Origin of the sequence: Amycolatopsis sp. Hca4 (assembly GCF_013364075.1) — a bacterium.
GTDB lineage: Bacteria > Actinomycetota > Actinomycetes > Mycobacteriales > Pseudonocardiaceae > Amycolatopsis.
This window is the reverse complement of sequence record NZ_CP054925.1, coordinates 9,465,731-9,482,882: the sequence shown is the minus strand read 5'-3', so window position 1 is coordinate 9,482,882 and position 17,152 is coordinate 9,465,731. Positions and strand designations below refer to the sequence as shown.

The 17,152-nt window shown below is 72.8% G+C and carries 18 protein-coding genes and 1 pseudogene; 10 read left to right on the top strand and 9 right to left on the bottom strand.

Going from position 1 to position 17,152, the window contains the following annotated elements:
* The first annotated feature begins 40 nt into the window (after positions 1 to 40).
* From HUT10_RS43315 to larE, 6 genes are read left to right on the top strand one after another with little or no spacing between them, the layout of a single operon-like run.
* On the top strand, positions 41 to 892 hold the full coding sequence (locus tag HUT10_RS43315; protein ID WP_176176509.1) for a fumarylacetoacetate hydrolase family protein: 852 nt from the start codon (positions 41 to 43) through the stop codon (positions 890 to 892).
* Positions 889 to 1,734 carry an amidohydrolase gene (locus HUT10_RS43310; protein WP_176176508.1) on the top strand — a complete coding sequence of 282 codons (846 nt, stop codon included), beginning with the start codon at positions 889 to 891 and terminating at the stop codon, positions 1,732 to 1,734. Before HUT10_RS43315 ends, HUT10_RS43310 begins: the two co-directional genes overlap by 4 nt.
* Positions 1,731 to 3,005: a nickel-dependent lactate racemase gene (larA, locus tag HUT10_RS43305; RefSeq protein ID WP_176176507.1), complete on the top strand. Its 1,275-nt coding sequence runs from the start codon at positions 1,731 to 1,733 to the stop codon at positions 3,003 to 3,005. The genes HUT10_RS43310 and larA overlap by 4 nt, the downstream gene beginning before the upstream one ends.
* Entirely contained in the window at positions 3,002 to 3,673 is a 672-nt protein-coding gene (gene larB, locus HUT10_RS43300) for a nickel pincer cofactor biosynthesis protein LarB (RefSeq protein WP_176176506.1), read from the top strand. Before larA ends, larB begins: the two co-directional genes overlap by 4 nt.
* Positions 3,670 to 4,803 carry a nickel pincer cofactor biosynthesis protein LarC gene (larC, locus tag HUT10_RS43295; protein WP_176176505.1) on the top strand — a complete coding sequence of 378 codons (1,134 nt, stop codon included), beginning with the start codon at positions 3,670 to 3,672 and terminating at the stop codon, positions 4,801 to 4,803. Before larB ends, larC begins: the two co-directional genes overlap by 4 nt.
* On the top strand, positions 4,803 to 5,606 hold the full coding sequence (gene larE, locus HUT10_RS43290; protein WP_176176504.1) for an ATP-dependent sacrificial sulfur transferase LarE: 804 nt from the start codon (positions 4,803 to 4,805) through the stop codon (positions 5,604 to 5,606). Before larC ends, larE begins: the two co-directional genes overlap by 1 nt.
* 43 nt (positions 5,607 to 5,649) lie before the next feature.
* On the opposite strand, the gene HUT10_RS43285 is transcribed toward larE, so the two are convergent.
* Positions 5,650 to 6,630 (bottom strand): YafY family protein, encoded by a 981-nt coding sequence (locus HUT10_RS43285; RefSeq protein ID WP_176176503.1) that lies wholly within the window; start codon positions 6,628 to 6,630, stop codon positions 5,650 to 5,652.
* Between the two features lie 108 nt (positions 6,631 to 6,738).
* On the opposite strand from HUT10_RS43285, the gene HUT10_RS43280 reads away from it, so the two are divergent.
* A complete protein-coding gene (locus tag HUT10_RS43280; protein ID WP_176176502.1) occupies positions 6,739 to 7,200 on the top strand; it encodes a VOC family protein in 462 nt (153 codons plus the stop codon).
* Positions 7,201 to 7,268: 68 nt separating this feature from the next.
* Positions 7,269 to 8,291, top strand: coding sequence for an aldo/keto reductase (locus HUT10_RS43275; protein ID WP_176176501.1), 1,023 nt, complete (start codon positions 7,269 to 7,271; stop codon positions 8,289 to 8,291).
* A gap of 22 nt (positions 8,292 to 8,313) precedes the next feature.
* On the opposite strand, the pseudogene HUT10_RS43270 reads toward HUT10_RS43275, so the two are convergent.
* From HUT10_RS43270 to HUT10_RS43260, 3 genes and pseudogenes are all read right to left on the bottom strand, one after another.
* Positions 8,314 to 8,412, bottom strand: a pseudogene (locus tag HUT10_RS43270) (IS481 family transposase); the annotation flags it as partial.
* A 40-nt stretch (positions 8,413 to 8,452) separates the two neighbouring features.
* Positions 8,453 to 9,394, bottom strand: coding sequence for a GlxA family transcriptional regulator (locus HUT10_RS43265; RefSeq protein ID WP_176176500.1), 942 nt, complete (start codon positions 9,392 to 9,394; stop codon positions 8,453 to 8,455).
* Positions 9,395 to 9,434: 40 nt separating this feature from the next.
* Positions 9,435 to 10,418 (bottom strand): YbhB/YbcL family Raf kinase inhibitor-like protein, encoded by a 984-nt coding sequence (locus HUT10_RS43260; protein ID WP_176176499.1) that lies wholly within the window; start codon positions 10,416 to 10,418, stop codon positions 9,435 to 9,437.
* A gap of 114 nt (positions 10,419 to 10,532) precedes the next feature.
* Here HUT10_RS43260 and HUT10_RS43255 point away from each other — a divergent pair, with 114 nt between their 5' ends.
* The gene (locus tag HUT10_RS43255) at positions 10,533 to 11,168 is read left to right on the top strand and encodes a GntR family transcriptional regulator (RefSeq protein ID WP_176178310.1); all 636 of its coding nucleotides are present in this window, start codon (positions 10,533 to 10,535) and stop codon (positions 11,166 to 11,168) included.
* 43 nt (positions 11,169 to 11,211) lie between these two features.
* On the opposite strand, the gene HUT10_RS43250 is transcribed toward HUT10_RS43255, so the two are convergent.
* Positions 11,212 to 12,099, bottom strand: coding sequence for an aldo/keto reductase (locus HUT10_RS43250; protein WP_176176498.1), 888 nt, complete (start codon positions 12,097 to 12,099; stop codon positions 11,212 to 11,214).
* Between the two features lie 87 nt (positions 12,100 to 12,186).
* Here HUT10_RS43250 and HUT10_RS43245 point away from each other — a divergent pair, with 87 nt between their 5' ends.
* Positions 12,187 to 12,771 (top strand): TetR/AcrR family transcriptional regulator, encoded by a 585-nt coding sequence (locus tag HUT10_RS43245; RefSeq protein WP_176176497.1) that lies wholly within the window; start codon positions 12,187 to 12,189, stop codon positions 12,769 to 12,771.
* Positions 12,772 to 12,773: 2 nt separating this feature from the next.
* Here the strand turns inward: HUT10_RS43245 and HUT10_RS43240 are convergent, their stop codons facing one another.
* The 4 genes from HUT10_RS43240 to HUT10_RS43225 all read right to left on the bottom strand — a co-directional run bounded on the left by HUT10_RS43240 (position 12,774) and on the right by HUT10_RS43225 (position 17,145).
* Positions 12,774 to 13,466 (bottom strand): hypothetical protein, encoded by a 693-nt coding sequence (locus HUT10_RS43240; protein WP_176176496.1) that lies wholly within the window; start codon positions 13,464 to 13,466, stop codon positions 12,774 to 12,776.
* Positions 13,467 to 13,615: 149 nt separating this feature from the next.
* Positions 13,616 to 15,364 carry an amylo-alpha-1,6-glucosidase gene (locus tag HUT10_RS43235; RefSeq protein ID WP_176176495.1) on the bottom strand — a complete coding sequence of 583 codons (1,749 nt, stop codon included), beginning with the start codon at positions 15,362 to 15,364 and terminating at the stop codon, positions 13,616 to 13,618.
* 27 nt (positions 15,365 to 15,391) lie between these two features.
* Entirely contained in the window at positions 15,392 to 16,201 is an 810-nt protein-coding gene (locus tag HUT10_RS43230; protein WP_176176494.1) for a carbohydrate ABC transporter permease, read from the bottom strand.
* Positions 16,198 to 17,145, bottom strand: coding sequence for a carbohydrate ABC transporter permease (locus HUT10_RS43225; protein ID WP_176176493.1), 948 nt, complete (start codon positions 17,143 to 17,145; stop codon positions 16,198 to 16,200). Before HUT10_RS43225 ends, HUT10_RS43230 begins: the two co-directional genes overlap by 4 nt.
* Positions 17,146 to 17,152 lie beyond the last annotated feature (7 nt).

Below are 17,152 nucleotides of genomic sequence, written 5' to 3'. Positions count from 1 at the left end.
CTTTGAACAAGACATCATATGTCTGCTACCGTCCCCCGCCATGCGCTTCCAACGCCTCGGCGACCCCGGCCACGAGATCCCCGTCGTCCTCGACGAAACCGGTGCGGCGCGGGACCTGCGTTCGCTGACCCCGGACGTCGACGGCGCCTTCTTCGCCGCCGACGGCGTCGCGCGGGCCCGGGCGGCGCTGCGCGAGGGGACCCTGCCGGCGCTGGAGGTCACGGGGCTGCGCGTCGGCGCCCCGGTGGCCCGGCCCGGCCTGCTCGTCTGCATCGGGCTGAACTATTCCGACCACGCCGCGGAAACCGGAGCCGAGCCGCCCGCGGAGCCGGTGGTGTTCCTCAAGGCCACCAACACGATCGTCGGCCCGGACGACACCGTGCTCATCCCGCGCACCAGCACCAAGACCGACTACGAAGTCGAACTCGCCGTGGTGCTCGGCGGCCGGGCGCGGTACCTCGCGTCGCCGGAAGACGCCGGCGCGGTCATCGCCGGGTACGCCGTGTCGAACGACGTCAGCGAGCGCGAGTTCCAGCACGAACGCGGCGGCCAGTGGACCAAGGGCAAGTCCTGCGAGACGTTCAACCCGCTCGGGCCGTGGCTGGTCACCCCGGACGAGGCCGGCGACCCCCAGGAGCTGGGCCTGCGCCTGGCCGTCAACGGGGAGCAGCGCCAGGACGGCACCACGAAGAACATGCTCTTCGACGTCCGGCACGTCGTCTGGTACCTCAGCCAGTTCATGGTGCTGGAGCCGGGTGACGTCGTGAACACCGGCACGCCGGCCGGGGTCGCCTTCGGTGCCAACGACTTCCCCTACCTGTCCGAAGGGGACGAAGTGACCGTGGAGATCGACGGCCTCGGCCGCCAGCACCACCGGATCGGCCGGGCGTGACCGGCCGGCGCGTCGACGCGCACCACCACCTGTGGCAGACCTCCGTCCGCCGTCACGCGTGGCTGGACGGCGACGAGACCGCGACCATCCGCCGCGACTTCACCCCGGCGGACCTGCGCGCGGCCGCCGAGGGGATCGACGCGACGGTGCTCGTCCAGGTGCTGCCGGACCTGGACGAGTCGGTCGAGTTCCTCGCGACCGCGGCCGCCGAGCCGCTCATCGCCGGGGTCGTCGGCTGGCTCGACCTCACCGGCTCGCCGGCGCGGGACCTCGAACGGCTGCGGTCGGCCCCGGGCGGCGAGCTGCTGACCGGCATCCGGCACCTCGTCCAGGCCGAACCCGACCCGCGCTGGCTGGAACGCGAAGACGTCCTCGCCGGGCTGGCGGCGGTGCGGGACGCCGGGCTGGTGTACGACCTGCTCGTGCTGCCCCACCAGCTTCCGGCGGCCACGGCGGCGGTCCGGGCCCTGCCGGACCTCACCTTCGTCCTGGACCACCTCGCGAAGCCGCCGATCGCGAGCGGCGAGCTCGAACCGTGGGCGAGCGGGATCGCGACCCTGGCGCGGGAGCCCAACGTCGTCGCGAAGCTGTCCGGGCTCGTCACCGAGGCCGACCGGGAGCACTGGACGGCCGCGGATCTGCGGCCGTACGCGGAAACCGCGCTCGCCGCCTTCGGCCCGGACCGGCTGATGCTCGGCTCCGACTGGCCGGTGTGCCTGCTCGCCGGGACGTACGCGGAAGTCATGAACGCCGCCGAAAGCCTCCTCGACGGGCTTTCCCCGGCCGAAAGCGATGCCGTCCGCGGCGGAACCGCGTCCCGCGTCTACGGGCTGGCGTCATGACCGCCACCGTCCGGCTCGCGTACGGCGAGACCGGACTGGAGCTCGCCATCGACCCGGACGTCACCACCGTGGTGACGCCGGTGCACCACCCGGTCACCGAACCCGCGGAAGTGCTGCTGCGCCGGGCGTTGCGGGAACCGGTCGCCGGGCCGCCGCTGCGCGAGCGGGTGCGGCCGGGGCAGACCGTCGCGATCTCGGCGTGCGACGGGACCCGGCCGCAGCCGCGCGACCTGATGATCCCGGCGATCCTCGCCGAGCTCGACGGCGTCGTCCGCCTCGAGGACGTCGTCATCCTGGTCGCCACCGGCACCCACCGCGGCAACACCGACGCCGAGCTGCGCGCGATGTTCGGCGACGACGTCGCCGGCACCGTCCGGATCGTGAACCACGACGCCCGCGACCGCGCGAGCCTGACCTGGCTGGGCCGTCACGGCGACGACGTCCCGGTGTGGCTGAACAGCGAGTGGGTGGCCGCCGACGTCCGGATCACCACCGGGTTCGTCGAACCGCACTTCTTCGCGGGGTTTTCGGGCGGCCCCAAGCTCGTCGCACCCGGGCTGGCGGCGCTGGAAACCGTGCTGGTGCTGCACGACGCCCGCCGGATCGGGCACCGCAACGCCACCTGGGGCATCACCGAAGGCAACCCGGTGCACGACGACGTCCGCGCGATCGCCGCGGCCACCGGTGTCACCTTCGCCTTCGACGTCATCCTCAACCGCGACAAGGCGGTCATCGGCGCGTTCGGCGGTGACCTGCTCGCCATGCACGCGGCCGCCGCCCGGGCCGCCCGTGACGTCGCCATGCGGCCGGTACCGGCGCCGTTCGACGTCGTGGTGACGACCAACTCCGGGTATCCGCTCGACCAGAACCTCTACCAGGCCGTCAAGGGGATGTCGGCGGCGCACCGGATCACCAGGCCGGGCGGGACGATCGTCTGCGCCGCGGAGTGCCGGGACGGCTTCCCCGACCACGGCTCCTACCGGGAGGTCCTCGCGTCGGCGAGTTCCCCGGCGGCGCTGCTCGCGGAGATCTCGGCCCGCGCGGTGACCGTGCCCGACCAGTGGCAGGTCCAGATCCAGGCGAAGATCCAGGACGAATGCCGGGTGGTCGTGCACACCGATTTCCTGAGCGAAGCCGACCTCGCGACTGCGCACCTGACCCGGACCACCGACATCGCGGCCACCGTCGCCGAAGCCCTCGACCGGGCCGGGCCGGGCGCGCGGGCCTGTGTGCTGCCGGAAGGCCCGCTCACGATCCCGTACGTGGCATGAGTACCGCCGATCTCGGGTTCGCCCGCGTCGACCTGGACCGCGAAGACCGGCAGGGACTCCCGGAAGTCGTCTACGGGCCGGGGAAAACCCCGGCGCAGGTCGCGGCCATCGTGCAGACGCTGCTCGCGCACAACACCGGTCCGGTGCTGGTCACCCGGGTCGAAGCCGAACCGGCGCGTGCGGTGCTGGCCGAGGTTCCCGGCGGCCGCTACTCCCCCGGCGCCCGGCTGCTGGTCTGGCGCCCGGCCCCGGCGACCGCCTTCACGGTCGCGGTGGCCGCAGCCGGGACGTCCGACGGCCCGGTCGCCGAGGAAGCCGCGGAAGTCGCCGCGGCCGTCGGCTTCTCGGTGGACACGGTCACCGACGTCGGCGTCGCGGGCATCCACCGCCTGCTCGCCGAAGCAGACCGGCTGCGCGAGGCCGACGCGGTCATCGTCGTCGCGGGCATGGAAGGTGCGCTCGCTTCGGCCGTCGGCGGGCTGGTCGCCTGCCCGGTGATCGCCGTGCCGACGTCCACCGGGTACGGCGCCGGCCTCGAGGGCGTGACCGCGCTGCTCGCCATGCACGCGTCCTGCGCGGCCGGGATCACCGTCGTCAACATCGACTCCGGGTTCGGCGCGGCCATGGCCGCCTTCCGGCTCGCCCAGGTCCTGCGGAGGTCCCGGTGACGATCTGCGTCATCTCCCCCTTCACCGGCCTGGCCGGGGACATGCTGCTCGCCGCCCTCGCCGACGCCGGCGCGCCGCTGGAGCGCGTCCGCTCCGCCATCGCCTCCAGCGGGCTGACCGCGTGGGAGCTGCGTGTCCATTCCTTGCTCACACACGGGCTGATGGCGGCCCGGGCGCTCGTGGACGTGACCGACGACGCGACCAGCCGGTCCGCGGCCGAACTGATCGCCATGGCCGGGCGGGTCGAACCCGCGCCGGTCGCGGCCAAGGCGGTCGCCGCCCTCCGTGCGATCGCCGAAGTCGAAGGCAGGCTGCACGGCGAAGCACCCGAACGCGTCCACCTGCACGAACTCGGCGGGCACGACACACTCGTCGACGTCATCGGGGTCTGCGCCGCGCTCGACGCGCTCGAAGTGTCCACTGTGTACTGCGGGGCGCTGCCGCTCGGCAGCGGCACGGTCCGCACCGCCCACGGCCTCCTCCCCTGCCCGGCCCCGGCGACCGCGGCGCTGCTGCGGGGCGCGCAGACGGTCGGGAGCGACCTCACCGGCGAGACGGTCACCCCGACCGCGGCCGCGTTGCTGCGGGCCGTCGGCGCCCGGTTCGAGCCGCCGCCGGAGTTCCGCCTGCTGGCCACCGGTTACGGCGCGGGCACCCGGTCGCTGCCGGACCGGCCGAACATCGCGGTCGTGCACCTCGGCGAGCCGGTCGGCGCCGGGTCCCGCACGCTGGTGGTGCTGGAGACCAACCTCGACGACGTCACCGGCGAAGTGCTCGGCCACGTCGTGGGCGAGCTGCTGGCAGCCGGGGCGCTCGACGCTTGGCTCAGCCCGGTGACGATGAAGAAGGGCCGGCCGGCGCACGTCCTGCACGTGCTCGCCGAGCCCGGGCACGCCGCCCGGCTCGGGGACCTGATGCTCGCCGAAACCGGCAGCCTCGGCTTCCGCGAGTACCCGGTCCGGCGGACCGCCCTCGAACGGGAGACCGAAACGGTCGACGTCCTCGGCCTGCCGGTGCGGCGCAAGCGCGGGCCGCACGGCGCGAAGCCGGAGCACGACGACGTGGTGGCCGCCGCACGCGAACTCGGGCTGCCGGCGCGGGTCGTCGCGACGATCGCGGCGGGCCGCTGATGGACGGCACCCGGCTCGTGAGCCACCTGGCCGCCCTCGGCCGGCTCGCGGTGGCGTTCTCCGGCGGCGCGGATTCGGCACTGGTACTCGCGGCGGCCGTCCGTGCCCTCGGCCCGGCGAACGTGCTGGCGGTGACGGCGAACTCGGCGAGCCTGGCCGCGGTGGAACTGGCCGACGCCCGGCGGATCGCGGCGGACCTCGGCGTCCCCCACCTGACCCCGCCGACCGCCGAGCTGGCCGAGCCGGGCTACGCGGCCAACGGCCGGAGCCGGTGCTACTTCTGCAAATCGACGGTGCTCACGACGATCGCCGAGGTGGCGGCCGCGCACGGTTTCCCGGCCGTGGCCACGGGAACGAACGCGGACGACGCCGTCGACCCGTTCCGGCCGGGCATCCGCGCGGGCGACGAACTCGGCGTGCACACCCCGCTGCGCACCCTCGGCCTGTCCAAAGAGGACGTCCGGACGATCGCCCGCGGCTGGGGCCTGGTCTGGGCGGACAAACCGGCGGCCCCCTGCCTGGCGAGCCGCGTCCGGTACGGCATCCCGATCACCACGGCCACGCTGGCCCGGGTGGAACGGGCCGAATCGGCGGTGCGCACGTTCTTGGCCGAGCGCGGGGTGCACTCACGCAACGTCCGGGTCCGCGACCTCGGCGGCACGGCCCGGGTGGAACTCGACCCCGAGGCGACCACGGCCCTCCACGACGACGAGCAGTTGCCGGCGGCCGTACGGGCGGCGGGTTTCGCCGAAGCGACGGTGTCGCCCTTCCGCTCCGGCGCCCTCAACCACGAACCGGGCTGAACCGCCCGGCCGGGGGATCCCGCCGCGCCGGTGGTGGTCGCCTTCACCCGCCGGGATGCGCCGCACGGGTCGCGCGGGCCGCCAGCTCGGCAAAGGCCTCCCGCAACTGCCGCGGCCCCACCACCTCCACCTCGCAATCGAAACGCAGCAACCCCGCAGCAAGAGCTGCCCACGACCAGGACCCGATACTCAGCCGCGTCTTCCCCGGGGCCGCTTCCTCGACCACAGCGTCGCCGGCGAACGGTGCCACGTCCTCGACCGGCCGGTCGAGGACCACCTCGCCCCGGCACGGCCAGCGGTCACCCCCGTCCGATCCCTTGAAGCGGGCGGCAAGGAAGGCCGCGACGTCGCCGCCCGGCACCTCCCGCGGGGTGAACCGCGGCCCGTTCGGGACGCGCAGCCGCATCCGGTCGGCTCGGTAGGTCCGCCAATCCCCACGGACGGCGTCCCAGCCGACCAGATACCACCGTCCACTTCGGACCACCAGGTGGTGCGGCTGCACCCGCCGCGGCCGGTCGTCGTCCGGTCGTGACGGGGACTCGTAGTCGAACCGGACCTCTTCGGTGGCCCGGATCGCCGCGCTCAGCGCGAGCAGGACGTCCGGGACGACCTGGACCGCGGCGGTCCCGGCCGCGGCGATCTCCAGCACGTCGACGCGCTGCCGCAGCCGGGCGGGCAGCAGCTGCCGCACCGTGGCCAGCGCCCGCGCGGCGGCCTCTTCGATGCCCGCGCCGGTCCCGACGGCGATCCGCAGCGCCACCGCCAGCGCGACCGCCTGCTCTTCGTCGAACAGCAACGGCGGCAGCTGCCCGCCCGCTTCGAGCCGGTAGCCGCCGTCGGGGCCCTTGACCGCCTGAACGGGGTAGCCGAGCTCGCGCAGCCGGTCGACGTCCCGGCGCACGGTCCGTTCGCTGACGCCCAGCCGGCCGGCGAGCAGCGCGCCCGGCCAGTCCCGGCGGGCCTGCAGCAGGGACAGCAGGGCGAGCAGGCGACCCGAGGTCGCCGTCGAAGAGGCGATCGGCACGAAGCCATGGTGCCACGAAAAGCGGACGTTCCCTGACCGCTACTCCTGCGAACGTGGCTCTCGCCACCGGAACCCACCGGTGGCGGAAACCCTCCAGAAGGACCGGACATGTCGCTCACCGCTGTCGCCCACCTCAACTTCACCGGCCAGGCCCGCGAGGCCCTCGAGTTCTACCGGTCGGTCTTCGGCGGCCAGGTCACCATCGCCACCTACGGCGATTTCGGGATGCCCGCCGAGCTGCCGGGCGCGGCCAAGGTGGTGTTCGGCCAGGTCACCGCGGACAACGGCTTCAGCGTGATGGCCTACGACGTCCCCGGCACCGACGCCCCGGCCCCCACCACGCCCACCACCCGCCGCGAGAACGGCACCACGATCACGCAGGAGCGGTTCTTCCTCTCCGTCCGCGGCGCGACGGTCGACGAGGTCTCCCCGGTGTGGAAGGGCCTCGCCGAGGGCGCGACGGTCATCGAAGAGTTCGGCCCGGCCCCGTGGGCCCCGGCGTTCGGGATGCTGACCGACCGCTTCGGCGTCACCTGGATCGTCGACGTCGCGGCCGCGTACCAGGGCTGACCACTTCCCCCGCGTGGCGGCGGGGTGCCCGCACCCCGCCGCCACGCCCGGCCACGGAGAGACCTCCTGTGCAGACCCGCCCCCTCGGCCGCACCGGCCTCCAGGTCAGCGTGTTCACCCTGGGCACGATGATGTTCGGCCCGTACGGCAACCCCGACGCGGACGCGTGCGTCCGGATCGTCCACCGCGCGCTCGACCACGGCATCACCACCATCGACACCGCCGACGTCTACGGCGACGGCGAGAGCGAGCGGATCCTCGGCAAGGCCCTGCGCGGCCGCCGCGACGACGTCGTCCTCGCCACCAAGGGCAACGGCCCGATGGGACCGGGCTCCAACCAGCGCGGCAACTCCCGCGGCTGGATCGTCTCCGCCGTCGAAGGGTCGCTGCGCCGCCTCGGCGTCGACCACCTCGACCTCTACCAGCTGCACCACCCCGAGCCCGGCACCGACATCGAGGAGCCGCTGAGCGCGCTGACCGACCTGCAGCGCGCGGGCAAGGTGCGGGTCATCGGGCACTCCAACCTGCCGGCGTCCGAGATCGTCGAGGCCCAGTGGGTGGCGCAGCGCCGCGGCCTGGCCCGGTTCCGCACCGAGCAGCTGCACTACTCGATCCTCAACCGCGGGGTCGAGCGCGAAATCCTGCCGGTGTGCCGTCGCCACGACCTCGGCGTGCTGGTGTGGAGCCCGTTGTCGATGGGACTGCTCACCGGCCGCTACCGTCCGGAAGCGGCCGCGGCCGGGCGCTTGCACTGGGCCCCGCGGCACATGACCGACGCACGCAAGCTCGCCGCCGTCGACGCGCTCGTCCCGGTCGCCGAGGAGGCCGGAATCCCGTTGCGGCACTTGGCGTTGGCGTTCGTCACCACCCACCCCGCGGTCTCCTCGGCGATCATCGGCCCCCGCACCGAGGACCAGCTGGCGGACCTGCTCGCCGGAGCCGGCACCCGGATCGGGGACGACCTCCTCGACCGGATCGACGAAATCGTCCCGCCCGGCACCGATCTCGGGCCGGTGGACGTGGCCTACGAACCACCGCACCTCGCGCAGCCGCACCTGCGGCGCCGCGGGACCGGCTGCGCCGAGCCGTGAGACCGGAGGCGCGGCACGTCCAGCTGTACTGATCGGTGAGGTTGGGGACGCGGCTGGCGGGTGGGTGGCCTGCGAGTGCGGTGTGTCCGCGGTGGTGGTTGTAGGTGTGCAGCCAGAGTGGCAGGCGCGGTGTCGTTCGGTCTTCTCCCCGGGCAGCACAGCTAGCGCGACCGGAACGTCTTCCGGTACGCGCTCGGGCTCACCCCCACCGTCTGCGCGAACTGCACCCGGAAGTTGCTCGGCGACGGGAACCCGACCTGCCCGGCGATCCGGTCGATCGTGTACTCGGTCAGCTCCAGCAGCTCCTGGGCGTGCCGGATCCGCACGCCGGCCAGCCAGTGGACCGGGCTCTGGCCGGTTTCGGCCTGGAAGTGCCGGGTCAGCGTGCGGGTGCTCATGCCGGCCGCGGTGGCGATGTCGGCCAGGGTGAGCGGGCGGTGGGCGTTCTCCTCGATCCACGCCAGCGCCTTCTCCAGGGTCGCGGTCTGGTAGGTCGGGCGGTTGCGCAGGATGTACTGGCCCTGGCCGCCGGTGCGCTGCAGCGGCGCGACCGCCAGCCGCGCGGTGTCGGCGGCGACCGCCGCTCCGTAGTCGCGCTCCACGATGTGCAGGCACATGTCCAGGCCCGCCGAGGCACCCGCGGACGTCAGGATCTGCCCGTTGTCGACGTAGAGCGCGTCCGGGTCGACCTCGACGGCGGGGTACCGCCGGGCCAGCTCGTCCGTGGCGAGCCAGTGCGTGGTCGCCCGCTGCCCGTCGAGCAGGCCGGCCTCGGCGAGGGTGAACGCGCCGACGCAGATCGAGGCGACCCGGGTGCCGCGCGCCACCGCGGCACGCAGGAACCCGGCGACGCCGTCCGGGGTGGGCCGATCGGGGTCGTTCCGGCCCGGGACGACGACGAGGTCGGCGTGCGCCACCTCGTCGAGCCCGGCGTCGACGTGCAGCCGCACCGGGCCGGCGCCGACCACCGGCTCCGGCCCGGCGACGACGATCCGGTAGCCCCCTCGCCCGTCCGGCAGCCGGACGCGGCCGAGCGTCTCGATCGGCGTGGCCAGATCGAAGGCGATGACGTCGTCGAGAGCCAGCACGGCCACCGTGTACATGCTCCCAACGTACGCCGGGTGGCGTGATCCAGGCGGCCGGCTACCCGTTGGCCAGCCGGCGGCGGACGGTGCGTTCCAGGATGCCGAGGGTGGCCTTGAGCGCGGACTCGGGCACCACCGGGAAGGTGAGGCGCCGCTTCCACTCCTCGCCGATCTCCGACCAGTCGTAGTAGGACGTGACGAGGGTGCCGCCCTCGGCGGGCTCCAGCCGGTAGCCGTAGAGGTGGCGGACGTGCGTCCCGGTCCGGCCTTCGACGGTCCAGGCGATCTCCGCACCCGGGACGAACTTGGTGATGACGACCTCGACGTCGTACTTCCCGAGCGGGACGTCCCCGAGGGCGTCCCGGTCCATGTGCACCAGGAACCGGTCGCCCGCCTGGCGCACCGGTTGCCCCTCCGCGCCCATGAGCATGCCGGAGGCGTCGATGTCCACGTGGCCCTGCGGGTCGGTCAGGACCGCGAAGACGGCGTCGGCGGGCGCCGGGACGAGCCGGGAGACCTCGAGGCGTTCGGCGCCCGGCGTCTCCGCGGTGGCGGTCAGCACCGCGCGGCCGAGGACGTGCCCGGCCATCGTGAAGCCGAGCACGGCCGGGGTGGCGTCGGCCGGGACGCCGATCGCGGGGACGTCGAGGGCGTGCACGACGAAGAAGTAGCGGTGCGGGCCGTGGCCGGCGGGCGGGGCCGCGCCGAGGAAGCGGGCTTCGCGGGTGTCGCCCGGGAGCTGGACGGCGCCGTCCGGGAGTCCGGAGCCGGTGGCGTCGCCCGCGCCTTCGGGCAGCTCGGTGACGGTGGCGGGGATGTCGGCGACCGCCCAGTGCCAGAAGCCGGAGCCGGTGGGGGCGTCGGGGTCGTAGACGGTCACGGCGTAGCTCTTCGTGCCCGCCGGGGCACCGCTCCAGGACAGCTGCGGGGAGAGGTCGGTCCCGGACCGGTGCTGCGGTGGCAGCGCGGCGCCCTCGGTGATCGTGGCGCTGGTGACGGTGAAGGAGGGAACCTCGGGAAGGCGGGCGAACGGGTCGTTCATCGGATCACTCTTCTGCAGGGGCGGATCGGTCTCCATCGACCATAGCACCAATAATCGATTATTACTGCGATCGTCTACACTTGTCCGGTGACAGCTTCTTCTCCGAGCCGGCCCATGTTGTCCGAGCAGGCCTACGCACGCCTGCGGGACGCGATCATGCGCGGACAGTACGCGCCCGGCGAAGCCCTCAAGCCGCAGGACCTGGCCGAGGCGCAGGGCGTGAGCCTGGCCGTGGTGCGCGAGGCGCTCGTCCGGCTGGTCGGTGACGGGCTGGCCGATCGGCTGCCGAACCGGGGCTTTGCGGTTCCGGTGTTTTCCGACCGCCGGTGGCAGGAGGTCGCGGAGGCCCGCCGGACGGTCGAACCCGTCGTCCTGCGGCTGTCGGTCGAGCGGGGGGACCTCGCCTGGGAAGGGCGGGTGCGGGCCACGCACCACCGGCTGGCCCGGACACCGGCGTTCGCTCCCGACGAGGGGCACCACTACACCGAGGAGTGGGCCGAGGCGCATCGGGTCTTCCACCGGACACTGCTGGAGGGGTGCGGCAACGCGGTGCTGCTGGAGACGTTCGACCGGATGTGGACGGCGAGCGAACTGGCCCGGCGGTGGTCGGCGCACCGGACGCCCGAGCGGGACTACCTGGCCGAGCACGCCCGGCTGGAGGAGGCGGCCTTGGCCCGGGACGCCGAGGCCGCGGCCGCAGCGCTGACCGAGCACCTCACGCTGACCGCGGCGGCACTGGCGGAGGAGTGAGCCGCGGCGCCCGTCCGCGCGAGACTCCCCCGCCTGCCCGCCCTCAGCGCAGGCTGAGGTCCATCGGCCGGGTCGGGATCGCGCCCAGCTCGGCCAGCGTCTCGTCGTCCAGCTCGATCTCCGCCACCGCGAGGTTGGCCTCCAGGTGCTCCACGCTCGCCGTTCCGGGGATCAGGTGCACGTTCGGCGCGCGGTGCAGCAGCCACGCCAGGCCGACCTGCGCCGGCGTCCGGCCCAGCTCCTGCGCCGCCTTCTGCACCGGCGGCTCGTCCGTCACCTTCGGCAGGCCGGGGAAGGCGCCTCCCAGCGGGAAGAACGGGACCCAGGCGATGCCCTCCGCGAGGCACAGCTCCAGCATCTCCTCGTCGTCCCGGCTGACGAGGCTGTAGGCGTTCTGCACGCAGGCGATGCCCGCCGGGAGCGCCCGGCGCAGCGTCTCCGGGGTCACCGCACTGAGGCCGATGGCGCCGATCTTGCCCTCGGCCCGCAGCTGGGTCATCACTTCCAGCTGGTCGTCGAGGTCCACCTGCTGGTCTCCCTCGGCGAGCACGCCCGGGAGGCGTTCGGCCCGGCGCAGGTTCACCAGGGGGATGCTGTCGACGCCCAGCGCCCGGAGGTTGTCCTCGACGCTGGCGCGCAGTTCCTCCGGCTTCTGCGCGAGGCGGAGCGGGGTCGGGGCTCCCGGGTCGGGGTCCGCTCCCACCTTCGTGGCGATCAGGGCGCCGGTCCGCACCTCGCGGATCACGTCGTTCACGAAGCCGTTGCCGTAGAACTGGGCCGTGTCCAGGTGGTCGACGCCCAGCTCGAGGGCTTGGCGCAGGAGGGCAACCGCTGCCGGGCGGTCGCCGCTCAGGCGTTCCAGCTGCATGGCTCCGTAGCCGACGCGGAAGACGGTTCGGCCGGCGAGGGTGGCTTGTTCGGTCGGCGGCATGAGGGGGTCCTGTCCTTGTGCGATGATGGGCTAAGCGGAGGTGCCTCCGCTCTTGCCGACCGTAGCACAAACGGAGGTGCCTCCGCTTTGCCTTCCTCTCCGTCTTCGCCTTCACCTGCCCGGCCCGTGCGGTCGGATGCGCGGAGGAACCGGGACAAGCTCGTCGCCGTGGCCCGGTCCGCGTTCGCCGGCGCCGAGGGGCCCGTGGCCCTCGAAGCCGTCGCCCGCGAGGCCGGGGTGGGGATCGGCACGCTCTACCGGCACTTCCCGACCCGGGAGGCGCTCGTTGAAGCCGTCTACGCCGCGGAACTCGACGACGTGACCGGGAGCGCCGCGCTCCTCCTCGAGCGGCTTGCGCCCGAGGCGGCTCTTCGGGCCTGGATGGATCGGTATGCGGCCTTCGTGGCCACCAAGCGGGGGATGGCCGATGCCCTCCGGGCCAGTGTCGCCTCCGGGCGGATCGCCACGCCCGCCACCCGGGCCCGGATCACCGGGGCCATCGGGCTGATTCTCGAAGCCGGCGTGAAAGCCGGGACCCTGCGGGCCGGTGTTCAGGCCGAGGACGTGACGCTGCTCGTGCTGGGAGTTTTTCTTTCCACCGCCGACGAACTCGATTCCGAGCGGACGCGCCGGATGCTCGATCTCGTCGCCGACGGGCTTCGCGCGGGTTAGGTTCAGGATGCGGTCACCGAATACGTGTTCGCCGCGAAGTTCATCCCGCCCGCCGATGACGTGATTTCGAATCCGAACTGGACTTCGCCGAGGGTGACGTCCCCGAACCAGCCTCGCGACTTTATCCAGTTCATCACCGCGAGGATGTCCACCGTTCCCGTGTTCGCGTCGGACGTACGGAGGAATGAGAACACTTCGTTCGATCCGTTCGATCCCCGGTAGACGTCCCACGTGTGGCCGCCCACCGTGACCGTCGTCTGCTTGGTCCCCAGTGGACCCACGGGACCCTGCTTGTTGACCCACAGCATGATCTCGTACGCGTTGTTGTTCGCCCAGATGTCGTACGCCGTCTCGTACGCCCCGCTTCCCGGCCTGGTCACGGTGAAGGTGCTCGATACCTGGTGCAGCGAACCGATCGTGCGGCCCACGTTCTTCGCCGAGTGGGGGTACGACTTGATCCCGCCCGTGTTCGGGTGGTCGGCCCACACTCCCCAGTTGCTGTAGGAATTCGCCCAGATGGTCTGCGGGCCCGCTCCGCTGCCCCAGACGTCGTTGCGGACCGTGTAACCCCCGTTGGACCACGTTGCCCATTTGTCCGACGATGACCAGGCAGCAGCTTCGGCCGCGCTCGCGGTGGTGGCCACCGCCGCGGCCGCCGTCAGGGAAACCAGCAGGGTACGCACGACGTTGTGCATGGCTTTCGTCCTTTCCCGGGTATTCGAACGGGCGGCCGCCAAAGCGGGCCGTTCGGTCGAGGGGGCTGGGACGAACTATTGCAGGGCCGTTGTGCACGGTCAAGATTCGGTGCGTGATTTTCGTACGGGAAACAATGGCATCGATGATTTCAATGGGGGGCCGTCGTCGATTCGGTCGAATACGCGGTGAGGCGCCGCCCTTCCGGCGTGCGGCGCTCGGCTTCGGCGGAAAGGAGCAGGTAGGCCGCCGCCGTCCACGTGTAGGCGCGGTCTCTCAGGCCGTCGCCGCTCAAGGCGTCGAAGTTCTCCGCGAACCCCGACTTTTCGCACACCGCACGGAAGCGGGCGCTGACGCGGTCCGCCAGGTCCGTCGCGCCCGCCCGGCGGAGGCCGTCCTCGATCAGGACCGTGGCCGGGGCCCACACCGGACCCCGCCAGTAGCCGTCCGGCTCGTAGTGCGGCGATTCCGGGCGCTCGGTGGCCAGGCCGATCGCCGTCAGGTGTGCTTCCAGTCCGGTCACGAGCCGGTCCCGGACCGCCGGGGGCAGGTGTTCTCCGAGCACGATCGGCATCAGTTCCAGGAGGCTCGCCCCGGATTGTGCCTCCCCGGTGGCCGCCACCCGGCTGGCGAACTTCGTGCCGTCCCACAGCTCGTCCAGCAACGCCGCCAGCATGCGGTCCGCTTCGGCGGCCCACTTCGCCGCCGCCACGGAGCCTCCCTGAGCTGCGGCCATCGCCGCCAGTTCCTTCAGCTGCAGCACGAGGAACGCGGCGAGGTCGGGCGTCTGCACCAGCCGCCGGTGCGCGAACGGCGTCGCGTTGTCCCAGCCGCTGTCGTTGCCGTGCTCGTAGTGGGCGAACGGCGCTCCGGGCACCCGGCGGTGCTCGAGCCAGAACGTCGTCCACGCCGCCAGCTGCCGGTACGCCCGCCCGGGGTCCGGCAGGCCTCCGGGGAGGCGGTCGCGCAGGCGGCTCAGCGCCCAGCCGTGGATCGGCGGCTTGACGAAGTTGCGCAGCACCTCCGCGTGGGTGACCGAATCGGGCAGCGCGCCCCGGTCGTCCTGGTGGTCGAAGACGACCTGGATCTGGTGCCAGGCCAGCTCCGGCTGCCCGGCGGCCAGCGCGAGCGCGGTGAAACAGTGGTCCCAGCTCCACACCTTGTCCATCCAGTGCTTCGACATCAGCACCGCCGGACGGCCGACGAACCCGGCGGACGCCACGATGGCCGACCAGAGCACGTAACAGGCCAGCTCGGCCGCGGGCGTGCGCTCGCCGCGCCACGGCGCCACCGCGTCGGCGAAAGCGGTGAACTCCGTCCGGGCGGCGGCGACCACATCGTCGAACGCCGACGCCGGCGCGTACGGCTCACGAGCGCCGGGGAGCTCCTCGATCGCCATCTCCCAGGCGTCGCCGCTCACGACGACAGCGCGTTCGGCCGTCCCGAGCGCTTCGGCGCCGATGTACCGGACCTGTCCGGAAAGGACGGTGACGCGGTAGCGCTGACCCGTTTCGTACGACGTGAACACCGCCGCGCCGGTGACCGGGTCGGCGAAGAAGTAGGTGCCGGTGAACGGGGTCAGCGTGACCTCCGCCGCGCGGATCCGCAGGGCCAGGCCGCGCCCGGCGATCCGGAGCGTGTCCGGGCCCGCGAACGCCGCGGTGATCCGCCGGTCGCCGGTCCCCCAGGTCAGCGCGGCCGGGGTGGCCGCCACCGGGATGTCGGCCCGCTCGCCGCCGCTCTCCGGGACCAGCGCCAGGACGGCGTGCAGGCCGTGGCGGTGGGACACCAGGTGCAGGTCGTCGGCGTAGGTGGCCTCGGCCACCACCGGGGAGACGCCGAACCACGATCCCGGGTGGCTGAACGGGATCTCCCGCAGCGAGAATTCGCCCGTGGGCACAGGGGCCGTCCTTTCGAAAGAGGGGGCTCAGTCCTTGACGGCGCCCGCGGTGACGCCGGCGGCGACGAACCGCTGGGCCAGCACGAGCAGCACCGCGGCGGGCACGGAGGCGACCACCGCCGTCGCCATGATGGAGTTCCACTCCTGGTTGTTGTTGCCGATGTAGCGGTAGATCCCCAGGGTCAGCGGCCGCAGCGAGCCACCGCCGTCGAGCGTGGCCGCGAAGACGAAGTCCGACCAGGCCCACAGGAACGAGAACAGCCCGGCGGTGACCACCCCGTTGCGGCTCGCCGGCAGCACCACCGACCAGAACACGCGCACCGCGCCCGCGCCGTCGATCGTGGCCGCCTGGACGAGCTCGTCCGGCACCGAAGCCATGAACGAGGTCAGGATGAGCACGGCGAACGGCACCGCGATCGTGGAATCCGCGAGCACCAGCCCCCAGGCGGTGTTGGTGATGCCGAGTGAGACGTAGATGCCGTAGAAGCCCAGCGCCATGATGATGCCGGGGATCATCTGCGCGACCAGCAGCACGAAACCCAGCGCCCGCCGCCCGCGCGGGCGGAGCTTGGCCAGCGCGTACGCCGACGGCGCGGCCAGCGCCAGTGTCAGCACCACGGTGCCCAGCGCGACGGCCAGGCTGGTGGCGAAGTACGGCAGCTGCTCGCGCAGGACCCGCTCGTAGCCTTCGAACGTCGGCGCGGCCGGGAACCAGTCGGGCGGCGACTTGCGCATCCGCCCGGCCGGCGTCAGCGACACGTTGACCATCCAGTAGACCGGGAACAGCATCACGGCGGTGAGGACCAGCCCCACCGCGGTGCGCCAGCGGCGGATCACGCTTCCTCCAGCCTGCGCTGCGCGCGGATGTAGAGCAGCCCGGCCGCCAGTGCCAGCAGGATGAGCACGTTGCCCACGGCCGCGCTGGGCCCGAACCGCGGCAGCAGGCTGCCGAACCCGAGCTGGTAGGACCAGGTGGCCAGGGTGGTCGACGACCCGCCGGGCCCGCCCTTGGTCATGATCCAGATGACGTCGAACACCTTGAGCGTGTAGACCAGCCCCAGCAGCAGGGTGATCGCCGACACCGGCCGCAGCAGCGGGAAGGTGACGTGGCGGAACCGCTGCCACGCGCCGGCGCCGTCGAGCGAGGCCGCCTCGTACACCTCGCCCGGGATGTTCTGCAGGCCGCTGTGCAGCACGACGAGGTTGAACGGCACGCCGATCCAGATGTTGGCGATGATCACCGAGACCAGCGACCAGGTCGGCGACGTCAGCCAGTCGACCCGGCCGGCCCCGAACCAGCCCAGCACCGCGTTCACCACGCCGGATTCGCTGTTGAGCAGCCACGCCCAGGTCGACCCCGAGACGATCAGGGGCAGCAGCCACGGCACGAGGAACAGCGCGCGCAGGGTCGGGCCCAGCCGGAAGTGACGGGCGAAGAACACCGCCAGCGCCAGGCCGATGCCGTACTGGAACAGCAGCGACACGGCGGTGAAGACGAGCGTGTCGAGCAGCGCGGTGCGGAAGGTCGGGTCGGTGAACACGGCCGCGTAGTTGTCGAACCAGACCAGCGGGGCGCCGCCGTGCACGAAGGTGCGGACCGTGTAGTCACGCAGGCTCAGGTCGATGTTCGTCACCAGCGGGTAGCCGTAGCAGAGCACGAGGTAGGCCACGAGCGGCGCCAGGAACGCCCACGCGAGCAGCTGCGGCCGTCGGCGCCGGCCGGCCCGTCCGGGCGCCGGCGCGTCCGGGCGGGCGGTGACCGGACGGCGGGTGTCGAGCACGAGCCGG